Here is a 20,172-nt window from a genome sequence, read left to right as displayed (position 1 = left end):
CCCTCCTTAAAATTCCAGCGTATCGCGGTTGGTAACCTTGTTGACACAGGCGGACAGGGCAAACGAGAACAGGAAGATTACCACGCCGATGGCCATACTGTAACCATACAGGCCAGCGTCTTTCTGGCTGTACATATAGCTCAGCGCCACATCCGATGCGCCGTTGGGCCCGCCGCTGGTCATGGCCTTGACGAAGAGGAAGGCCATGTTGATGGTGGAGATGATAAAGAAGGTGAGGGTGGTGCGGATATTCGTCCAGATGAGGGGGATGGTGATCTGGAAGAACTGGGTCAGCCGCCCGGCACCGTCCAGATTGGCGCTCTCGTACAGGCTGATGGGCACGGCAGACATGGAGGCCATGTACATGACCATGTAGTAGCCGATGGCCTGCCACACCATGGCAATGATGATGGAGGGGATGACCAGTTTTTCGCCCTTCCACAGGATGGGGTCGCTCATGTTGCGGAACAGGCCGATGATGCTGTTCAACATGCCGTTTTCCGGCTTATAGATGGCAGAGAAGATGCCGGAGATGACGACCACCGACAGGATGTTGGGAATGTAGAAGATGATGCGGAAAAAGTTCTGCCCTTTGATCTTCTCCCGGGTGAGGATGGCCGCAAACACCAGTGCAAAGGCGAAGGTGATCAGGGTGACCGTTACCACCAGCAGGATCATATTCTGCATGGAGCGGATGAACTGGGCGTCCCGCAGCAGATGCTGGAAGTTTTTAAGCCCCACAAAGGTCTCGTTGGGAGAATAGGCACCCCGCTCATACAAACTCATGCGGAACACGTTGAGGGTGGGCAGGATCATAAAGAGGAAAAACAGGATGGTAGCCGGTGCCACACAGAGGAATACGAACCGTTTGCGGCTTTTATCCGTTCTCATAGGGGATTGACCGCTCCTTTCTTGATGGTACTGTACAGCCCAAAAAAGCGGAGGCGGTAAAAACCGCCCCCGCTGGGCAGGGCTTAATTACTCGATGATGTTGGCGCGCATCTGGTCGCTGGCGGACTTGATGCCGTCGATCCACTGCTGCTCGGTCATGTTGCCGGACACCAGAGAGTTGACAGGGTCGAAGAACACGGTGCGCACTTCCACGCCGGGGATGGCGCTGAAGGCTGCAAAGTTGCCCATGGCGGCCTTTGCGCCGTTGTCGTAGATGGAGTAGAACATCTTGTTGTCGCCTTCCAGACTGTCGGCGATGCCCAGCACAGGCTGGATAGCGCCGCTCTCGGCAAACAGCTTGCAGGCTTCGTCGCTGTACAGGTAAGCCACGAACTGCTTGGCGGCATCCTGATGCTCGGCACCGGCGGGGATCCATGCCTGCTCGAACCAGGTGTAGCTGTAACCATCGCCGCCGGCCTTGACAGCGGGCAGGGCGGTCATGCCCCACTCAAAGCCGTCTGCACGGGGAGCCTCGGCCATCTCGCCCACGATCCAGGTGCCGTTGGGCATGAACAGGGCCTTGTTGTCCAGCACCAGCTGCTGGTTCTGGGTAAAGTCCTGATCGTTGGCCTGTGCGGGGGTGATGGGGTTGGTGTAGGAAGCCAGCTTTGCCACGATATCAAAGCAGGTCTTTGCCTCGGGGGTGTCCCAGATGCCTTCTTCGTAGTGGGTGGCCTTGTTGAAGAACTCCGGGCCGCCGGCAGCGTACATCAGCGCATAGAAGAAGGCGTCGAAGTAGCCGGTGGTGGGGTAGGTGAACAGGTAGGTGCCCTCAGCGGCAGCCTTGTCGCCCAGTGCCCACATCTCGTCCCAGGTCTTGGGCACGTCCCAGCCCTTTTCCTTCAGGAAACCGGCGTTGTAGAACAGGCCGCAGGGGCTGTAGAACATGGGAGCCAGATAGGTCTTGCCGTCGCCGTAGGGGTTGGTCAGGGAGGTGTCGGTAAAGCCGCCGGCGATCTTCTCGCTCACCTTCTTGCTCTCGCCGGGCACGGTCATGCTCAGCACGTCGGTGATGTCGGCGATCAGGTTGCCCTTGATGAACTGCTCGGTCAGGGCAGCCTCACGGCCGGTAGCCAGATGGACAACGTCGGGGTAGTCGCCGCCCTGCATGGAGGGGCCGATGACGTCCTCCAGCTTCTTGTCGGTGGTCAGGTCCACCTTGATGCCGGTCTGTGCGGTAAAGGCCTCGGCGACCTTTTTCCACATATCAGCGCCGTAGCCGGTCTCGATGGCGGCTACCTTGATGGTAACGTCTGCAGCCGCCGCTGCGGAAGAAGCGGCGGTGGAGGATGCCACGCTGGATGCGGTGGAGCTGGAAGAGCCGCCGCAGGCAGCCAGACCCAGTGCAGCGGCGCCAACGCCGGCCGCCTTCAGGAAATTACGACGAGAAATACGATTCATACTGTGTTGCCTCCATCATTTTGTTCCGTTCAAACACAGCCGGGCAAACAGGCTTTGCCCGAAGGACTGTGTGTTTTTCTGCCTCCAATATAAATTCTTTCGCTTCCTTGCTCAAGAGGTTTGTTGTTTCATTTTTTATAGATGTTGCTTTCTGAAAAATTCTTCCAGCAAAAGTGCTAAAAATCTTTTAAAAATTTCAGCATAATCCCCAGCCTGTAACTATTTTGACATATTTCGAAGGGACTTGAGAAACAAAAATATAAAAATTAGCCTAAAATCAGGGCTTGCTTTTTTTGTGTGTTCCCTCTATAATGAGGGTAAAGTGCACGAAACAACGCACCATTTTGGGGTAATGTTTTTAGAATGTTGCGTTTATTTTTAGAAAATTTGCGTTTCCCGAAGGAGCCGATCATCTATGAGTACCCAGCGCTTTGATATCCGCCACGCGCCCGCCCCGCGGGAATCCTTCCGTCTGCTGTACATCAGCAAGAGCCGGTTTGGCGGCGATTGGAACAGCACTGCCCACACCCACTCCTGCACGGAGCTGTTCTACTGCCTCAGCGGCGAGGGACAGTTCTACCTTGCCGGGCAGCTGTTCCCGGTAAAGCCGGACGATATGGTCATTGTGAATCCGCAGGTGGAGCATACCGAGCTTAGCCTGAACGCCTCGCCCTTGGAGTATATCGTGCTGGGCGTTGCCAGCATGGAGTTTTTGTTCAGCAAGGCGGATACGAACTACGCCATCTTCAATTGCCGGGAGAACCGGGAGCGGATGGTTACGTTGCTGCACATGCTGCTGGCCGAGGCCGACCGCAGCTTAGACGGCTGCGAGACCGTTTGTCAGGACCTGCTGGAGGTACTGCTGATCTGGCTGGTGCGCTGCACCACCATTTCGCTGCAGCTGGAGGAGGCTGCCCCGACCGAGAACCGGGAGTGCGCCGAGATCAAGCGGTATCTGGACACCAACTACCGCGAGGATATCTCGCTGGACCTGCTGGCAGAGCTTACCCACCTGAACAAATACTATCTGGCCCACACCTTCCAGCGGGAGTACGGCATTTCCCCCATTACTTACCTGAACCGCCGCCGCATTGAGGAGAGCAAGCATATGCTGGGCAACACCAGCTACAGTCTGGCGCAGATCAGCGAGCTGATGGGCTTTTCCTCCCCCAGCTATTTCTCCCAGTGCTTCCGCAAGGCGGAGGGCATGACCCCCAACGAATACCGCCGTCAGACGCGGCAGGGAAAACGCCCCGCCCCGACAAAACGGCATGAAGTATAACGAAAACGAGGAATTTATGATGAAATCCGTTACCCTTTCTCTGCTCCAGTCTGCTGCAAATGCCTTTGATTTTGGCGGGCCTGTGCTCTGCGATGCTCACCACTATGGTGAGGGGCATATCAACGACACCTTTGTGGTCTGGCGGGAAGATCATTCCAAACGCTTTATTTTGCAGCGCATCAACACAGATACCTTTACTAACCCGGTGGGCCTGATGGAGAATGTCTGCGGCGTGACCCGGCATCTGCGGGCGAAAATTCTTGCCGAGGGCGGCGACCCAGCACGGGAAACGCTGAATGTCATCCCAACTTTGTCGGGGTCGACTTGCTATCTGGATGCAGACGGCGGCGCATGGCGTGCCTACGACTTTGTAGAAGATACCATCTGTTTGCAGCAGGTCGGCAGCGAAACCGACTTCCGCACCGTGGCCGAGACACTGGGCAAATTCCAGAACCAGCTGGAGGATTACCCAGCCTCCACCCTCCACGAAACCATCGCCCGCTTCCACGACACGCCCAACCGCTATGCCAATTTTGAAAAAGCCCTCGCCGCCGATGCACTGGGCCGGGCAAAAAATATCACGTCGGAAATCGAATTTATCCATGCGAGGGAGCAGGACTGCCATGTCCTGCTGGATCAGCTGGCAGCTGGCGAAATTCCTCTGCGCGTCACCCACAATGACACCAAGATCAACAATGTCCTCATCGATGCCGCTACCGGAAAAGGCATCTGTGTCATTGACCTCGACACCGTGATGCCGGGACTTTCGGCCTACGACTTCGGCGATTCCATCCGCACCGGTGCCAACGACTGCGCTGAGGACGAACCTGACCAGAGCAAAGTCCATTTTGACCTGCATCTGTACGAAGTGTTCGCCAAAGGGTATCTCTCCACTGCCGGGGCATCCATGAGCATGGCAGAAAAAAAGAGCCTTGCATGGGGTGCAAGGCTCATGACGCTGGAATGCGGCATCCGTTTTCTGACTGACTATCTGGAGGGCGACCATTATTTCCATATTGCTCGCCCGGATCACAACCTCGACCGCGCCCGCACCCAGTTCACACTGGTGCGGCAGATGGAAGAGGTTTTCGATCAGATGCTGGAAATCGTCTGCCCGGACAAGCGCTGATTTCGCAATCTCCTCCATTCGGATACAGCAAGAAGCATGGACGCTCTCCTTTTCGGGGGCGTCCATGCTTCTTTTTACAGCTTATCACTACACACCCATCAAATCGTCCTTTGAGGACGCTGGGAGCGTCGAGGACATGATGCGCTGCAGCAAATTATGAAAGCCCTTTTCAGCCCTGACCAAATTCTGTTTGACCTGCCCTTCAAGCACAAGGGCATCATGTGCGCGCCCTTCATCGGGTCAGTAAGCATCCGGCAGTACCTTTCCGCCGGGCAAATCGAGCAGGTCATCTGCGGCGGCGAAAACTATGATGGTGCCCACCCCTGCAATTTCGATTGGGTCAAGTCTCTCCGGCAGGAATGCGTGGATGCCAACGTGACCTTCTGCTTTATCGAGACCGGCACCGTGTTCATCAAGGACGGCAGGCGCTACCACCTGCCAAACAAGCAGCTGCAAAGCCGAATGGCCTGTAAATCCGGTATGAACTTTCAGGGAAGGCCCATCCGTTTTGACCTCGTGGACGACTGGGGCTACCCCATCCCGCAGGAAGATCTCTATGTGCCTCATTTCCGCGCAAACTGCGAGACCTGCGGCAGCAAGTTGATCTGCAACGGCTGCAGCGATTGCGGAAAATGCTTATAAAATAAAGGAGTTCTATGAAGAACCAGAAGAAAAAATCGTTTCCCCGCAGAGTGTTCCTCTGCCTGCTGGCTGTTTTGCTGGCCGTCTATGCTCCCCTCCTGCACGACCTTGCCGAGGACGGCATTCTGTGCGTGCTGGTCAAGATGCCCTGCAATCTGGCCGTACTGGACATGAACGCGGCGGACAGCATCCCGGAACGCTTTTCCGAAGTCACAGACTGGTACATCGGCGGACACTCGCTGGGCGGGGCCATGGCGGCAAGCTATGCGGCCAAGCACACCGATGAACTGGACGGTCTGGTGCTGCTGGCGGCCTACTCCACCGCCGACCTGACCGACAGCGGCCTGCGGGTCTATGCCGCCTACGGCAGCGAGGACGGCGTACTGAACCGCGAAAAATACGAAGCCGACCGCACGAACCTCCCACAGGACACTACCGAAACGGTCATTTGACGGCGGCTGTCATGCCGGGTTTGGCAGTTACGGTGCGCAGAAGGGCGATGACGCGCCTGTTATCTCCGCCGAGGAACAGCAACAGCAGACAGCGGATGCACTGGCGGCATGGATGAATCTTCAATAAAAAGCAAAATATCCCGACCATTTTCCTGTATGTCACAGGAGAATGGCCGGGACTATTTTTATTATTCCGCGAACCAGCACTCAATACAAATGGAACTTATGGCTGATCTGGTGTGCAATTTCATCCGGCAGCGGGCGGAAACCGATGCAGGTCAGGGTCATGCCTTCTCCGTTTTCATCAAATTCTTCCGGCTCCAGCTCGGTGTGGCAGGCATCCCGGATAAGGAAGAAGTCTTTGTTTTCCACAAGGCTCAATTCCTCGGCAATTGTCTTTGCTTTCAGCAGTTGATTGCGGTTCTTTGCCCCGCAGATAGTTTTGGTAAAAGAGCCATCGAACCATTCTTCATAGGTTGCTTTCTCCAACATGATTTCTGCCCGATAGCCGGTAATTTCTCCGTTTTTCTCAATGGGTTCCACGCCCTGTCCCATGCCGATGGGGTCGGTGAGGAATGCCAGCGAAGCATGGCAGCACTGCGCCGCCAGCTTACCGGGAGACATCTGCAGATCTTTTCGGGCAATGATGAGTTGACGCATTTTCTCTCCTTCTTACGACAGCTTGATCTTCAAATCTGCCAACAGATTCACCGCTTCCGGCAGGGAAAATTTCGCATCCTTCAGGCGGCTGCCCAGAATGTCCACCCTATAACCGGCGGCATCCCGGAAATCCGCCTTGCGCAGGTCACACTGGTAGAATTCCGTTTCGTGAAGTTCCACGCCCTTGAAATTCGCCAACTGCATCTCGCATTTGGCAAACATGGAGCCGACGATCTCGTTTCCGTCTGAAAAGTTGAAGCGGTTGAAGTTCATTTCGGTGAAGGTGTTATATTTCAGACTGCACTCTTTCAGCGTGTGGATAGGGTCCGGGAAGGCACCGTTGGACATCAGCGGTGCCCACTCGATTTCATTCAGGCGGCAGTCCTCAAAATCCAGCGACTGCACTGAGGAATGGGTGCTGCGCAGACCTGTGATCTCACACCGCGCGAATTTGCACTCGTTCAGCGTGGTATGATCCAGTTCGCATTTGGTAAAGGAGCAATCCACAAACACGCAGTCGGTAAAGTCGCAGTCCTCAAAAGTCTCCTCGGTGAACGACAGGTCAGCAAACCGTTCACCTTCACAATAACGCTCTGTCATAAAATTCTCCTGTCAGCGCAGTTCTTCCAGCAAAGCTGTGCAGCCTTCCAGCACATCCTGCCAGGTAGCTTCAAAGTCCCCGGTATACCACGGGTCGGCCACATCGCCGGGGCGGCGGGTATGATCCATCAGCAGAGACACTTTATGCTCCGGGTCGCCGCCCACAAAGCGCGCCATATTGCGCAGGTTGTTGTGATCCATGGCGATCAGGTAATTGTAGGTTTCGTAATCCCTCCGGGTCATTTGCCGGGCGGTTTTACCCTCGCAGGAGATGCCGTGCTCGGCCAGCTTCCGCCGGGCGGGCGGATAGACCGGGTTGCCGATCTCCTCGGTGCTGGTGGCGGCGGATGCGATTTCAAATTTATCAGAAAGCCCGGCTTTGGCCACCAAGTCTTTCATTACAAACTCGGCCATTGGGCTGCGGCAAATGTTGCCGTGGCAGATGAAAAGCACTTTTGTCATGTCAAAATATTTCCTTATATCGTATCATTTTGAATTTTGCACACGCGCGTTCAAAATCCAGTTCTGCTTCAAGAACTCCCGAAGCACATCCTCTGGGCGGGGTGTATGGTTCGGGTACTTCTCCCGCAGAGGTGCAGCAGAGCCATCCATGATGTAAGGCGTGCCTACAATGTCCAGCATGGAAACATCGTTGTAGTTGTCGCCAAAAGCCATCACATCGGCAAGGGCGATGTCCAGCGTCTTGCAGATGCTGCGCACACCGATGCCCTTGTTGGCAAAGGTGGTGTCGATCCAGTACGGCCCTGCCACAGCGCAGTTCGCCTCTTTCCATCGTGGGACAAACCGTTTCGTGTAAGATTCTACGCCTTCGTGCAGATACACCGATACTTTTGTGATCTCCTCCGGCACCTCGGAAGGGTCATGGATGATTTGATAATTGTTCCCGATGAACTGAATACGCTTGAGCATTCCCAGACCCCGCTCCATCAGGTATGCAGTATTCTGACCGGAGAGCATCACTTCGCCCTGCCCATCGCTGCGGGTCCACAGGTCGTTGGCGATTTCTTCGGCCAGTGCACGGGGCATCGGGTTCTTGGCGATGCACTGTTCGTCCTTATAGATCACGCCGCCGTTTTCGCAGAGAAACACACAGCAGTCTGCCACCGGTGCAAAGAGCTTGCGCAGGCTGGTATACTGCCGGCCGGATGCCGGGCAGAACAAAATACCGCGCCGATGCAGCTCCCGTATCTGTTCAAAGATCTCGCCTTCCAGCTCTTTCCTGCCGTATTGCAGCAGCGTACCGTCAATATCGCTGCAAATCAGTCTGATTGACATTTTCCGTCCTCATTTTTCAAGATAATTTTAGGCAATTCCCCGGCATCCAGAACACGGATGCCTTCGTCCATCAGCATCTTGGCAAAAACGCCCTGTCCGGGAATCTTTGTCCCGGAAAACGTTCCATCGTAAATTTCCTTCACGCCGCAGCTGGGGCTGCGGGATTGCAGGATGGCAAGCTCCACCCCATTTTCTTTTGCGATGGCAAGGGCCTTGGCTGCGCCCGCTCGGAACTCCCGGTCCACATTGATGCCCTCTTTGTTCGTGACAACGCCCTGCACGATTTCCGCCGGGCACCGCGGTGTGGGCAGGCCGCCCAAAACCTCCGGGCAAACCGGAACCACCTGATGCCCCCGCGCAAAATCACAGACCGCCTGATTGTAATTGTTTCCGCCGCTGTATTTGCAGTTTTCGCCCAGCAGGCAGGCGCTGACCAGAATCTTCATTGTTGCGCGCTCCGTTTTTCAGATACTGAATCTTTTACCTATTCTACCACGCTTTTGGGCATTGAAAAAGAGGATTCTGCTTTTTCCTATCCCCATACCGGGAGGTCCGCCGTAATCTTTTCTAATTCCTGTGCAAGAAACGTCAGTCTTTCCCTCAGATGGTTGTTATGCGGTGCATCTCCGTTCAGCAGATAGTCCGTTCTGACATTCAGGCAGGACGAAAGATCCTGCAGCAACTCAATCGAGCAGCAGCGGCTTCCCGTTTCAACTTTTGCAAGATGGTTCGCACTAATGTTCAGCATTATACTCAACTGTTTCTGTGTAATCCCTTGCTTTTTCCGCAAATCGCGGATACCAGGATAATGCATGCGGATTCAAATTCGACTTTATTTCACAAAAGCGAATTTGCTCATAAATTACCACAGAGTATTTTTCCGTCAAGTCCTTTTTTGCGGCGGAACGTGACAAATTCACACAACAAACTCACAAGAATGAATATCTGCATTCGAATCGCACATATTTCACTATAAACTCGTTTCAAAAACATCAATATGTCTTAGTTTGCAGCGCAACCATATCAAATTTTCTACGTTTTTCACAGGTCTCATTTTCACGATTCCACGCAAAAAATTGAACGCTGTCAGCGTTTAACAAACGCATATAGTGTGCCTACTCATTTTATCCATCCCATTTATACACAGTTCCGAACCAAAAGAACCGCATAAAGTTCTCATCAAAAAACAGGGAGTGACATCAAATCACTCCCCGTTTGCATTGATTGTATCAGAGTTTCGTCATCCAGAGCCCATGCAGATTACAGTATGCGTAAACAGCCACCGGCTTTTCACTTCCCAGTTCAAACCCCACGTTGGGAGCCTGCCCCGGATTCAGATAGCGGATCTGCCCGCCGTTCTCAGTCTCCACAAAAATCCACTGAATATAGTGAACATCCGCCATGGGGTGCTCCATCGCGCCCACTGTGACCGTGAGACGACTGCCGGAAAGCTCTGCCACCGGCAGATGCTTCTCGCCACTGGCTTCCACCGTATTGGGAACCAGCTCTTTCATTTTCTCCCCGCAGCAGACCAGCGGAACGCCTGCGTTATGGATGGTAGTGACGAGGTTGCCGCAGTGATTGCAGATGTAAAACTTTGCCTTCATATCGAAATCCTCCATCGGAATGTTATCGGTGTGTTTCTTGTATCTATATGATAACATTTCCTATTTATGATTTCTGTAACTGAATCACGCAAAGCATTTTTCTGCCGTCTTCACCCTTCCCTCTGCTCCACGATTTCCAGACTATCCCGCCCTACATGGCAGAGCAGAAACAGCACCCGCACACCTGCGGCCTTTGCTTCGGCCAGTGCCGTACCAAACTCCGGCTGTGTGCTGACATTTGGCCGCACCTCGGTGATGCCTTCCATCTGAATCACGAAAGCCACTGCGCACCGATACCCTGCCTGCTGTGCCTGCGCCAGCTCGTGCAGGTGCTTCACGCCGCGCTCGGTAGTTGCATCCGGGAAATAGCCGATGCCGTCCACTTCCAGTGTACAGCCTTTGACTTCCAGCAGGTACTTCTGTTCTCCCTTTTCCATGTAAAAGTCGATGCGGGACTTCCCATAGGTGAATTCCGGCCTGATATAGTCGTAGCCCTGTTTTGCAAGCCACTCTCCTACTACCTTGTTGGGTGCCTGACTGTCCATGTTGACCCAGCCAAGGCCCTGCTTGTGTACCGCCACAAGGTCGTATTTTGTTTTGCGTTTTGGGTTGTCTGACACTTCCAGCCGCACCGCAGTACCGGGCAGCAGCAGTTCCCTGCACCGCCCGGTGTTCTTGACATGGACGGTTTCCACCGCTCCATTCATTTCCACATGGGCAATAAAGCGGTTGGGACGGTCAACAAAAATGCCGTCTGCGATTTCTCTGTATTTCAATCTTTACTCCATTTTCAGTACAGGATTCGGGAGCCATGCCCATCCTGTTTACCAAGATACAGTTCCACGACCATCCTGCCGCTTTCACTGTTGCAGAGTTCTTCCTTGCAGTAGCCGCAGAGCTTTCCTTCCGCTTCCGATACATAGCGGTGCAGCGGTTCCTGCAGGTCTTTCGGGATGCTGCTCCATGGAATGACATAGCTCATGCCCGTATCCCCCACATCCACGATGCAGGCCCGTTCACTGTCCTCATCGGACAAAATCAGGTTCACCAAAAACACGTCTGCGAACGGTGCGCCCTGATACTCTGCCTTTTGCCGTCTGCGCTCTGTCCGAAGCTCGTCCAGTGCCCGATTCAGGTCATTTTCTGGCAGCGTGGACTTGTACAACAGGACATGCAGTTTCTGCTCCACCGCCCCACTGTCATTCTGACCGTTGGCCGGGAGTTCTACATCTGCATGGATGGCGCAAATTTGTTTCTGCATCGCAGTGCGCAGAGTTTCCAGTTTCTGCTGCCGTTTTGCTTCCAATTGCTGTGCGGACTTTTGATGTACTTCTTTGGCTTCTGACTGTTGCGCAGCATGCTCCTGCTTGGGCTCTGTTTTCGGCTTTGACCATTCGCTGTGCTTTTTTGCGTCAGCCTCCGAAACGCTATGCCCTGCCATAGTCGGCACCGACACATTTCGGACGCTACTTTGTGCTGCCGATGCTTTCTGTGCCGCAGAAGGACGCTCCGTTCTCTTTGGTTTTACCGACCGCGTTGCACCTGTGCTCGTGCTTTTTGCCTCCGGCCTTGGTGTTTTCACCGCAGGAACAGCATTTTTAACATTTTCCGGTCGAGCCTGTGTCTGCATCTGCCAGAAATCGCCGCCTGTGCGCTGATAATAGGACTTTTCCGCTCGTTTCCGGCTGCTGCGCACACCATCACAGATCCACGAAAAAATCAGGTAGCGCTCCAGTGTGTTCCAAAAGCTGCTGCGCCGATGGCAGGGTTTATGCCGTCCACGGGACGCATACACAATCACTGACAAGCATCCGAAGAACAGAAATCCTGCCGCAAAACCGATCCCTGTAAACAGCTTTTTGAAAAAGCCCATCTCTCACACCTCTTCCGGTTACAGCCTTGCCTGATACACCCGCTCCGTCCGGGCATCGAAGCAGCAGAAAATCATCTGCATGGCGTAATCCGCGTGATCTTCCAGCCACTGTGCCACTGTTTTGACTGCAATCTCCGTGGCATCTTCCAGCGGGTAGCCATACACGCCGGTCGAAATTGCCGGGAACGCAATGCTATGGACATCATGCTCCTTGGCAAGGTCCAGCGAATTGCGGTAGCAGTCCGCCAGCTGCGCGGCATCCTCTGCTGTGCCGGAATAAATCGGGCCTACCGTATGAATGATATACTTTGCTCTCAACCGGTAGCCCTTGGTGATTTTTGCTTCGCCGGTGCGGCAGCCGTGCAGCGTACGACACTCCGCCAACAATTCCGGCCCTGCTGCCCAGTGGATGGCACCATCCACACCGCCGCCACCCAGCAGACTCCGATTGGCCGCATTCACGATGCAGTCACAGTCCAGCTTAGTGATGTCGCCCTGCACCACTTGAATCTGATTTTTGGCTTTTTCAGAAATCATTGTAAACACCTCACTTTTTGAGCAGCTCCAGCGCCTTGTCCATGGGCACACAATCGGCATAGCGATCCAGCCAGAGGAACTCATTATAATAGCGGTAGCTCTGCTCCCCCGTCATGTACTCGTTGTCCTGCGTGGAATTTGCATAGGCAGGAACGATCATGTGCAGGCCATGCTCAAAGCCCGCCTCCACCGTTGCATTGATGCAGAAGTCGGTCATGATGCCGCAGACCATCACGTCTTTTTCGTCCTTTTCCGTCAGATATTCCAGCAGGCCGCTCTCTTTTTTGAACGCACTGCATACAGTCTTGACGAACCGTTTTTCAGTCAGCAGTGGCGCAAACCCGGAATAGACCTCGAATTCATCGTCCCCGATGGAGAAACCGGTGCCGGGCCCATCGTCATGCTGGACATAGACGACCTCGATTCCCTGTTCGCGGGCAGTCCGGATCAGCTTCTTGATGTTGCTGACAAACGTTTCAAACGCGTACAGGCGTTCATCCACGATACCTTTTTGTGTATCCTCAATCAGTAAAACCATGTGTAAGCCCTCCTGTTTTTCTTTGATTTCATGCTATCATAGACCGCCGTTTTCTACAAGCAGATTCGAAAAATCCCCACAGGGAAAACCTGTGTTTCACCTGCAGGGATTGATTCAGCCATCCAAGACGATCAGGATCAGCACCACGACCACTGTAATAACGATCAGGCAGCCGCACCCGCTGCCGTCCCTGCCGCCACCGCCGGACGAACCGCCGAAGTTGCGGTTGAACGCCGTCATGTACTGGGCATAGCCCGTATCACCTTTGCCGAAGTAACCATAATCACCGTTTGACATTGTTTTGTCTTCCTCAGAAATATATTTTTTCCCTTCTGAGGTTCATTTTATCGAAAGTGATGTCCAACAAGCATCTCTTTCAAAGCATTTTATGCAAAAATCTTTGAAAGCCATGGAAATAACGGTTTCTTAAAAGTGATACCAAAGAACTTCTGCGCCTCCTCCAGATTCATCATCAGGCAGTCTCTGGATTTACGTACTTCCAATGTCTCTGGCAATTCTTTCAAAATTCTGTCGGCCTCATATGTCGCACCCGCATTATAGCAGAGTTCATTTGTTCGGGGATAAATTTCAAATGAATCCTTGCTGGTTTTCCATGCATTTTGAATTGTTTTTATTGCGTAGCTTCCCGTTACTTTCTCGCTGAAATAATCCTCAAGACTCAAAACTCGAATATATTCTGGCAGCGTTTCCGGCCCATACTCTTTGAAAATATTCATAAGGACCTGTGACGATGCTTTCAGAATATCAGGCGCTTCATCCTGTTCATCATCTTTCATCAATTCCAGCAATTCCGGAACAATTTCAAGCATCTGTCGCAGATATTCCCGATAAAGTGCCGTCCCAACCTCCCGCTGAACCGTACGCACAATATTGCTGCTCATCACTTCTGTGTTGGTCAGTCCTGCCTGAACACGACAGATCACTGTCCGGCGAATCACTTCCGGTGCAACAGCTTTGACATCTTCATTTGCACTGATCACAACAGCCGGATAGTTTACCAAATGCTCTGCAATCCCAAAATCATCATTCTTGATTGTTTCGATCGCATGTTGACTGAATCTTGTATTTGTCAGATCATCCACAATAATCGGTGCTCCGTGCACCGTTTGTTTAAGGCTATCAATGCTTGATCGCGTAAAATCAGGTGCAGAAATCTTTGTCTTTTGGCCGATCATCATTTTTAGAAGCGTTTCCAGAAAACTTGTTTTTCCTGCTTTGCTTTGTCCATAAACAAGCCCGAACACCGGATAAGGTAATGTGTTCTGATTATATCGAACTGCCATATCCCTCATACAGGCCATAAATGGAGAGCAGAAGAACCAGTTTGCAAATTCATAGTATCGGAACTGCATTCCAACATGATCTCCATGGAATTTTTCATATCCATCCATATAACGCAGGAACAATTCCACATCTTTCTCAACTTCGGCCTTCGGAGGGTTCAAATCGAGTTTTTGTTCATTTAACGTCACGTACTTTTCATCCGGCTCAACATCAAGCTGCGGGTACTCACTGCGTTGTTCTTTTTCCAATGTTTTTGCCTCAACCACATGCTTTCGGATGATTTTGATTTTATCTGGCGACAGCAGAATTTTTCCTTTTTTATCCGGTTTCGGGACGCATGGTTTGAATTTTGCTGCAAGTCCCTTTACATCAAGCGCAAAGCGCACTTCCTCTTTCTGATTTTCTGAGACAGGCTGAATCACAACAGCCTTTTTTACTCGAACCGTCTTTGCAATCGGAAGTTCTTCCAGATTTTCACCGTCATCGGCACACAAAAGCGAATCTTTTCCAATTTCGTCCGTGCTTTTTTCTTTTAACGTCTGGTAACACTCCATATACCAGTCAAATGCTTCATCTCCATCCATATAGCAGATATTCTCGCGCTGCCTTCCTTCAAATGCGGCTGCTGACATATTTGCCGAACCCATTATCACGCGTTTTCTACCATCCTTGGCTGAAAGCAAATAGATCTTTTCATGAGAAAGAATATCCCTTGCAACGAAAAGATGCAACGTTCCATTTTCCACACGCTCGGCAAGCTTTTTATACGCTTTATTTCTCATTCGTTCAATCAGCTTGCACTGGTACGCCATCACACTTTGCATGGAGTAATCCATAACATCTTCGCAACCGAAAATAATCTCTGCCTGTTCAAACCGATCCAAAAGTTCACACACAAAACCAATACCGGAAGAATAGGTGATTGCGCAAAGATTATTATATCCGAAAAAAAGCTCCTGCCATGTCAGAGACTCGCATGACTCATAATTCAGTTTAACAACATCCAAGTGCTTTGAGTCTTTTACACCGTTCAAGTTTTCCATAGTTTGCTGCTCATCGAAAAAGGACAAATTCTCCATTCAGATTCATTCCTTTCATTGGTTTTTTCAGCACAATTCAGTTTGAATGCTGCTCTTATTCACATTTTACACCTATATGTGTACTATAATCCTCCCTTTTTAGTCACTTTGGGAATCGTGCATAATATTTTTCAAGGCTCTTGTCGCAGACATCCACAATATGCAGCCAATCTTCCCGTGTCAGTTTGCGGAAGATGATGGGATTCACTTCAACGGTCTCTACATCTTTGCAACGCATCAAAAAACGCATGTCTTCAAAACGCTTGAAAGGATTGGACAGAATGTTCTTCTCCACATCCTTCTTAGTGTAGCCACCCTTTTGGTAGATACTGTTGGGCTTTTCCGCAATCATCCCATGCGCCTTGCGGTCTTCATAAAAGTCAATGAAGTAATCCACCACATCCGGCAGGGCAACTCTGCCATTGCTGTCCATGTACTCATAAATTGCTTTGAGCAGGACCGGCTTATAGGAAAAGCTCATATCCATCGTTTCAATGAATTTCATGAACTTATCTGCCATATTCTGCGGCGTGATGAGATCCCAGCCGTACTGCTTGGCAATGTTTCGGACACTTTCCTCGCGGAAATAGTGGAACATCCGCTTGTCGCCAAACGGGACAGAAAGATCCGGCTTGATTTTTCCATCCTTGATATAACGATCTACCGTTTCGGATTGCACATCTACCATCCGAACAAACTCAATCTGCGAGATCATATCCTTGACGCTGTTCTGCCAATTGAACAAGTCGATGATTTCGTAGTCGTCTACATCAATCGGCACATCCAGCCACGCTTCCGGCTTTTCTCCCTTGAACAGCATGTCCTGATCCAGCTTCCGCTTGTTCTCCGGGGCCAGCACATAGGCCATGGGCTGATATTTTGAAATATCCAGCACCCGATGCAGACTGTAGGGCATATTGAACATATTGGCGTTGTCTACAAAATCAATCACCAGCAGGTCATCTTTTCCCGGACAGCGGCGGGTGCCTCGCCCAAGCTGCTGCATATAGATTGTTTTAGACATTGTGGGCCGTGCCATGAACAGCACTGTGGTATGAGGACTATCCCAGCCCTCATTCAGCAAGTCACAGGCACAAAGAACATTCGTAGAACCGGTTTCGTAATCTTTCAGGATCTTATCCCGGATTTCTACCCGGTCACGCCCGGAAACAGCCTCTGCTTTCACCCCATTGTCGCGCAGCAGCTTCGCAATCTCCGCCGCATGATCTACACTTGCGCAAAAAATCACAGTCTTCTTGCCATTCACGTACTTCAGATAGGTATCAACAATCAACTGATTGCGCTCCGGAATGAACAGCTTACTTTCCAGATCCTGCGAGTTGTATTTGATACCATTGATCCGCACATCGGTTAGATCAATGTTGGTTTTGACCCGGATGCAGCGAATCGGCACCAGTACACCGCGCTCCACTGCAGTCTTCAGGTCCATTTTGTGGGCAACATTCTGGAACAACTCCAGCATATCCTCGCCATCACTGCGCTCCGGTGTTGCAGTCAAGCCCAGAATAAACTTCGGATGGAAGTAGGTAAAGATTTTTTGATAAGTATTAGCCGCTGCATGGTGGCATACTCATTCATTGTCGGGCTAAACCGCAGCTTGAAGTCTCTGCTTCGGTAGATCGCCATTGCTTCTGCCCACATCTGATGAATGTAGGCTCTGGATTCTTCCTCATTGTCGAGGATATGCACCTCGGCTCTTTCGGGGTAAACCATGACCGGCACGAAACGGCGGTTGCCTGTGCGGTCAAGGGGTAGGAAGTCCAGAGTATTTGACGAACCGCCAAACACGCATTGTCGCTTGCGGTCTGCCGGATGTGTCTCATAGGGGACTTTGTAGGTCTCTTTCTGTCTGCTCAAAAAGGACTTGATTTCCTCAATACTCTTTGCATTGGCTGTGGCTATCATCTCCGACATCTCGATTATCCAATGCCCTTGCATTTTGCGGTACACATTTTCATCATCCAGCTTTTTAAGGTCATCGGTAAACCAATCGTCCTTGACCGCAAGCAGACGGAAGAAAGAGGACTTTCCGGCTCCTTGCCCTCCGACAAGGCATAGCATGACTTCAAACTTGCACCCCGGCTTAAAGGCTCGGCTGATTGCCCCAAGCAGAAACAGCTTCAAGGCTTCATAGGTATAATCATCGGCATCCGACCCAAGAAAGCGGTGCAGACAAAAGCGTATGCGTTCCTGTCCGTCCCACTCCAAGCCGTTCAGAAAATCGCAGACAGGGTGGTAGCGGTTTTCGTTGGCAATAACCAATGCGGCATCCTCGATTTTCTTCTCAACCGTCAAGCCGTAGTGTTCTTCAAAGTAGAGAAGCAGATATTTAATATCCACATCGGTCAGAGTGGAGCTTTCACGATACCAACCAAGCGGCTTTACAATGTCGGTGCGTTCCGTCAACAGATTTTTGCGGATAGCACCTTTCAGTAGAGGGTCATTCTGAAATACCGTCTTGTAATTCATGGCGGTATTCGCAGGCTTACCTTGCTGTGTCAGTTCTAATCGGTCTCGAATTTCCTCTCTGGCGGCTGTCTGCAAATCTTCGTTCAAGTTTCATCACCTCGTTTCTTTGCTCGGCTACAAGTGCCTTTCTATCTTCAAGTGTTCCGTCAATCAAAATATCAAGGAGATATTCAATATAATCTCTCTTGTTCAAGGCTTCTGTAAATAGCGGATGCCATTCGTCCTCTGGCTGCTTCGGTGCATAGTCCTTTTCCCACGCTCGGAGCTTGTGGAAGTAATCGGACAGCACACGAAAGCACCGTTTTTCCTCCGCTTCAAACTTCTGTTTGGCGGTAGGCTCTCGGATTTTTGCCACGATGGACGGCTTGCCGTTTCGGTCATAAGCGATACCGAAATCGTCAGCCAGTTTCATAGCGGCTTCTTTGCTCGGCAATTCAAACAGTCGGGAAACAAAGTCAACGGCATCCCCATCCGCACCGCAGCCGAAACAATGAAAACGCTTATCCACTTTCATGCTCGGTGTGCGGTCATTGTGAAACGGACAGGCTATCATTCCGGCTCGGTTTACACGAAAGCCGTAAAACTCTGCCGCCTGCCTTGTCGTGACCGACTGCTTTACTGCTTCAAATACATTCATTATCAACCTCCCAAAATGGAAAAAGCACCTGTCATTCTCAAATCGAAAATGGCAAGTGCCTTAAAGCTCCATATTCTGTTTTTTGTGCGGACGGTGTTCGCTCCGTCTCGCTTCATTTTCCTGTTTTGCCAGTTCCTTGTTTCTTTCAAGTCTGGCAAGGATGGAGGGCTTGACCTTTTCCTTAATCTGCTCTTTGCTCGTTTTCTTGACCTCCGGCGAAAGAAGTCTGGACTGGATTTTCTGCAATGCAGACTGCATGGCATTTTTGATTTTGCCAATCACGCCATCCAAACGGCTGATTGCATAGTCACGCTCTTTCTTCGGTGCTTTGCGTTCCGGCGATTGAAGCCATGTCTTTGTTTCCTCAATCAGCCGAATGTCCTCCTTGTGGGTTTCCACTCTGACTGTATCTGTCACGACCTCCACCGCCTTGTCATAGGCAATATCGGCAACATCATCAATCAGCGTTTCCACATCCTCGATTTTCAAAGTCAGTTCCTCTAATCTCTGCTCCTGTACCTCCAACTGCTCTTTTTGTTTGGCAAGAATGAAGTCCTGTTTTTCAAGATAGGCTCGCCCTCCATATTCCGGCTCTTGCTCCAAATGCAGACCATGCCTTTTTGCAATATCAAAGAGCATGGCACGACAGGCAGAATCGAAAGTCATTTTTCGGTTGTTGTGTCTGCCTTGCTTCTTGGTGGGGTCTGGCAGTTCAAAGCCTAATGCTTCAAGTGCCTTTTCCTGTTGTGGGCAAATCTCGCCGTAGCGGTTTTCACAGTCGAATACATGGCGTTCTTGAATGTGCGGTGTCGCTTCATCCAGATGTAATGCCCAATCCAGAATGTGAACATGAGAGCCGAAACGCCGTTCCATCTCCACGAAGAAATCCGTCACGACTTTCAGCAGAACATCAGGCGAAACATGGTCGCCCATCTTTCCGATCTGATAGATGGTTTCCTCCGGGCAAGTCCTTTTGTCTTTAAGCAAATCCGTTGTGGTGCGGTTGCGTTCCGAGTGCCTGTTCTTATCGTTTCTGGCGTTCTGTGCTTCGACATAAGCACCGTATTTTGCGGAGTAGAACAGTTCCTCCACTTCCTCGAAAGTGTCTGCAAGCTCGCTCTGGACTTGCTTCTCTGCAAAGGTGCGATAGCCGTTGAAGCAGTCCCAATAGACATTGTGCTTGGCTCGTTCTTCGTCAATGTGTTCGCTGTTGCTCACATCAAAAGTGCGGTCATTGTGCTTCGGGTTGTAAGTGCCATGCTTGCCGGAGCGACCGTTGTGTCTTGTTAATTTCAAACCATTTCTAACCTCCGTTCAGATTTTCCCCGCAGGGGAAAGGGGCAGCGAAGCTGCCATCCTTGCTGCAATTTTGCGACAAGTAATACCCAGTACTAAGTGGCGAAACGCCACTTAACTGGGCAAGGCTGCCGCCCTTGACCTGCACAGGGATATTGCATTCCCTGTACCCATGCACAAAGGGCTTGCCGCCCTCTGTACTCCTGCCCGATAAACTGCTTCACATCGTCAGCTGCCGACATTTGCAGTCCATCGGTTTTTGCGAAACTCTCCATCGGAGACTTTCACAAAAAAATGGAGAAGTCCAATTTCGTCAAATCGGATTTCTCCACTTTTCGGATATGCCGTTTCCGACACATCCGCTTTGCAAATGAGCAAAGCAAAAGCGACCAACTTT

At 51.4% G+C, this 20,172-nt stretch carries 22 protein-coding genes and 2 pseudogenes; 5 read left to right on the top strand and 19 right to left on the bottom strand.

The window, feature by feature from the left end:
- Positions 1 to 6: 6 nt before the first annotated feature.
- Entirely contained in the window at positions 7 to 891 is an 885-nt protein-coding gene (locus tag ACKXF9_RS13635) for a carbohydrate ABC transporter permease (protein WP_005926926.1), read from the bottom strand.
- A gap of 87 nt (positions 892 to 978) precedes the next feature.
- Positions 979 to 2,352: a carbohydrate ABC transporter substrate-binding protein gene (locus ACKXF9_RS13630; protein ID WP_418266540.1), complete on the bottom strand. Its 1,374-nt coding sequence runs from the start codon at positions 2,350 to 2,352 to the stop codon at positions 979 to 981.
- A gap of 415 nt (positions 2,353 to 2,767) precedes the next feature.
- On the opposite strand from ACKXF9_RS13630, the gene ACKXF9_RS13625 reads away from it, so the two are divergent.
- The 5 genes and pseudogenes from ACKXF9_RS13625 to ACKXF9_RS13605 form a co-directional block, all read left to right on the top strand.
- Entirely contained in the window at positions 2,768 to 3,634 is an 867-nt protein-coding gene (locus tag ACKXF9_RS13625) for an AraC family transcriptional regulator (RefSeq protein ID WP_348583056.1), read from the top strand.
- A complete protein-coding gene (locus tag ACKXF9_RS13620; protein WP_418266539.1) occupies positions 3,624 to 4,763 on the top strand; it encodes a phosphotransferase enzyme family protein in 1,140 nt (379 codons plus the stop codon). Before ACKXF9_RS13625 ends, ACKXF9_RS13620 begins: the two co-directional genes overlap by 11 nt.
- 156 nt (positions 4,764 to 4,919) lie before the next feature.
- On the top strand, positions 4,920 to 5,405 hold the full coding sequence (locus ACKXF9_RS13615; protein ID WP_418266538.1) for a DUF5131 family protein: 486 nt from the start codon (positions 4,920 to 4,922) through the stop codon (positions 5,403 to 5,405).
- 14 nt (positions 5,406 to 5,419) lie between these two features.
- Complete coding sequence (locus tag ACKXF9_RS13610; protein ID WP_418266537.1) at positions 5,420 to 5,857, top strand: alpha/beta fold hydrolase; 438 nt, start codon at positions 5,420 to 5,422, stop codon at positions 5,855 to 5,857.
- 34 nt (positions 5,858 to 5,891) lie between these two features.
- Positions 5,892 to 5,984: pseudogene (locus tag ACKXF9_RS13605) on the top strand (alpha/beta hydrolase); the annotation flags it as partial.
- Between the two features lie 80 nt (positions 5,985 to 6,064).
- On the opposite strand, the gene ACKXF9_RS13600 reads toward ACKXF9_RS13605, so the two are convergent.
- The 17 genes and pseudogenes from ACKXF9_RS13600 to ACKXF9_RS13520 all read right to left on the bottom strand — a co-directional run bounded on the left by ACKXF9_RS13600 (position 6,065) and on the right by ACKXF9_RS13520 (position 19,775).
- Entirely contained in the window at positions 6,065 to 6,517 is a 453-nt protein-coding gene (locus tag ACKXF9_RS13600) for a peptidyl-tRNA hydrolase (protein WP_418266536.1), read from the bottom strand.
- Between the two features lie 12 nt (positions 6,518 to 6,529).
- Entirely contained in the window at positions 6,530 to 7,117 is a 588-nt protein-coding gene (locus tag ACKXF9_RS13595; RefSeq protein WP_418266535.1) for a pentapeptide repeat-containing protein, read from the bottom strand.
- 12 nt (positions 7,118 to 7,129) lie between these two features.
- On the bottom strand, positions 7,130 to 7,579 hold the full coding sequence (locus tag ACKXF9_RS13590; protein ID WP_418266534.1) for a low molecular weight protein-tyrosine-phosphatase: 450 nt from the start codon (positions 7,577 to 7,579) through the stop codon (positions 7,130 to 7,132).
- Between the two features lie 24 nt (positions 7,580 to 7,603).
- Complete coding sequence (locus tag ACKXF9_RS13585) at positions 7,604 to 8,413, bottom strand: HAD hydrolase family protein (RefSeq protein ID WP_418266533.1); 810 nt, start codon at positions 8,411 to 8,413, stop codon at positions 7,604 to 7,606.
- On the bottom strand, positions 8,398 to 8,859 hold the full coding sequence (locus ACKXF9_RS13580) for a DUF523 domain-containing protein (RefSeq protein ID WP_005921352.1): 462 nt from the start codon (positions 8,857 to 8,859) through the stop codon (positions 8,398 to 8,400). The genes ACKXF9_RS13585 and ACKXF9_RS13580 overlap by 16 nt, the downstream gene beginning before the upstream one ends.
- 86 nt (positions 8,860 to 8,945) lie before the next feature.
- Positions 8,946 to 9,227 carry a helix-turn-helix domain-containing protein gene (locus ACKXF9_RS13575; protein ID WP_418266532.1) on the bottom strand — a complete coding sequence of 94 codons (282 nt, stop codon included), beginning with the start codon at positions 9,225 to 9,227 and terminating at the stop codon, positions 8,946 to 8,948.
- A gap of 415 nt (positions 9,228 to 9,642) precedes the next feature.
- Entirely contained in the window at positions 9,643 to 10,020 is a 378-nt protein-coding gene (locus ACKXF9_RS13570; RefSeq protein ID WP_418266531.1) for a desulfoferrodoxin family protein, read from the bottom strand.
- A gap of 110 nt (positions 10,021 to 10,130) precedes the next feature.
- The gene (sfsA, locus tag ACKXF9_RS13565) at positions 10,131 to 10,796 is read right to left on the bottom strand and encodes a DNA/RNA nuclease SfsA (RefSeq protein ID WP_418266530.1); all 666 of its coding nucleotides are present in this window, start codon (positions 10,794 to 10,796) and stop codon (positions 10,131 to 10,133) included.
- 14 nt (positions 10,797 to 10,810) lie between these two features.
- Complete coding sequence (locus ACKXF9_RS13560) at positions 10,811 to 11,281, bottom strand: hypothetical protein (protein ID WP_418266529.1); 471 nt, start codon at positions 11,279 to 11,281, stop codon at positions 10,811 to 10,813.
- Between the two features lie 630 nt (positions 11,282 to 11,911).
- Positions 11,912 to 12,430 carry an O-acetyl-ADP-ribose deacetylase gene (locus tag ACKXF9_RS13555; RefSeq protein ID WP_418266528.1) on the bottom strand — a complete coding sequence of 173 codons (519 nt, stop codon included), beginning with the start codon at positions 12,428 to 12,430 and terminating at the stop codon, positions 11,912 to 11,914.
- Between the two features lie 10 nt (positions 12,431 to 12,440).
- Entirely contained in the window at positions 12,441 to 12,968 is a 528-nt protein-coding gene (locus ACKXF9_RS13550; protein WP_418266527.1) for an isochorismatase family protein, read from the bottom strand.
- A gap of 114 nt (positions 12,969 to 13,082) precedes the next feature.
- The gene (locus tag ACKXF9_RS13545) at positions 13,083 to 13,265 is read right to left on the bottom strand and encodes an HFLK protein (protein ID WP_418266526.1); all 183 of its coding nucleotides are present in this window, start codon (positions 13,263 to 13,265) and stop codon (positions 13,083 to 13,085) included.
- Positions 13,266 to 13,354: 89 nt separating this feature from the next.
- Entirely contained in the window at positions 13,355 to 15,352 is a 1,998-nt protein-coding gene (locus ACKXF9_RS13540) for a phospholipase D family protein (RefSeq protein WP_418266525.1), read from the bottom strand.
- Between the two features lie 103 nt (positions 15,353 to 15,455).
- Positions 15,456 to 16,907: a DEAD/DEAH box helicase gene (locus tag ACKXF9_RS13535; RefSeq protein WP_418266690.1), complete on the bottom strand. Its 1,452-nt coding sequence runs from the start codon at positions 16,905 to 16,907 to the stop codon at positions 15,456 to 15,458.
- A 32-nt stretch (positions 16,908 to 16,939) separates the two neighbouring features.
- Positions 16,940 to 17,842 (bottom strand): annotated as a pseudogene (locus tag ACKXF9_RS13530) (VapE domain-containing protein); the annotation flags it as partial.
- A 16-nt stretch (positions 17,843 to 17,858) separates the two neighbouring features.
- The gene (locus ACKXF9_RS13525; RefSeq protein WP_055163298.1) at positions 17,859 to 18,479 is read right to left on the bottom strand and encodes a CHC2 zinc finger domain-containing protein; all 621 of its coding nucleotides are present in this window, start codon (positions 18,477 to 18,479) and stop codon (positions 17,859 to 17,861) included.
- A gap of 60 nt (positions 18,480 to 18,539) precedes the next feature.
- Positions 18,540 to 19,775, bottom strand: a complete 1,236-nt coding sequence (locus tag ACKXF9_RS13520; protein WP_055163297.1) for a hypothetical protein — start codon at positions 19,773 to 19,775, stop codon at positions 18,540 to 18,542.
- Positions 19,776 to 20,172: the final 397 nt, after the last annotated feature.

Source organism: Faecalibacterium sp. 9, assembly GCF_048320955.1.
GTDB classification, from domain to species: Bacteria; Bacillota; Clostridia; order Oscillospirales; family Ruminococcaceae; genus Faecalibacterium; species Faecalibacterium wellingii.
Note: the sequence above shows the minus strand (reverse complement) of the source record. Positions and strands in the feature narration are given on the sequence as shown.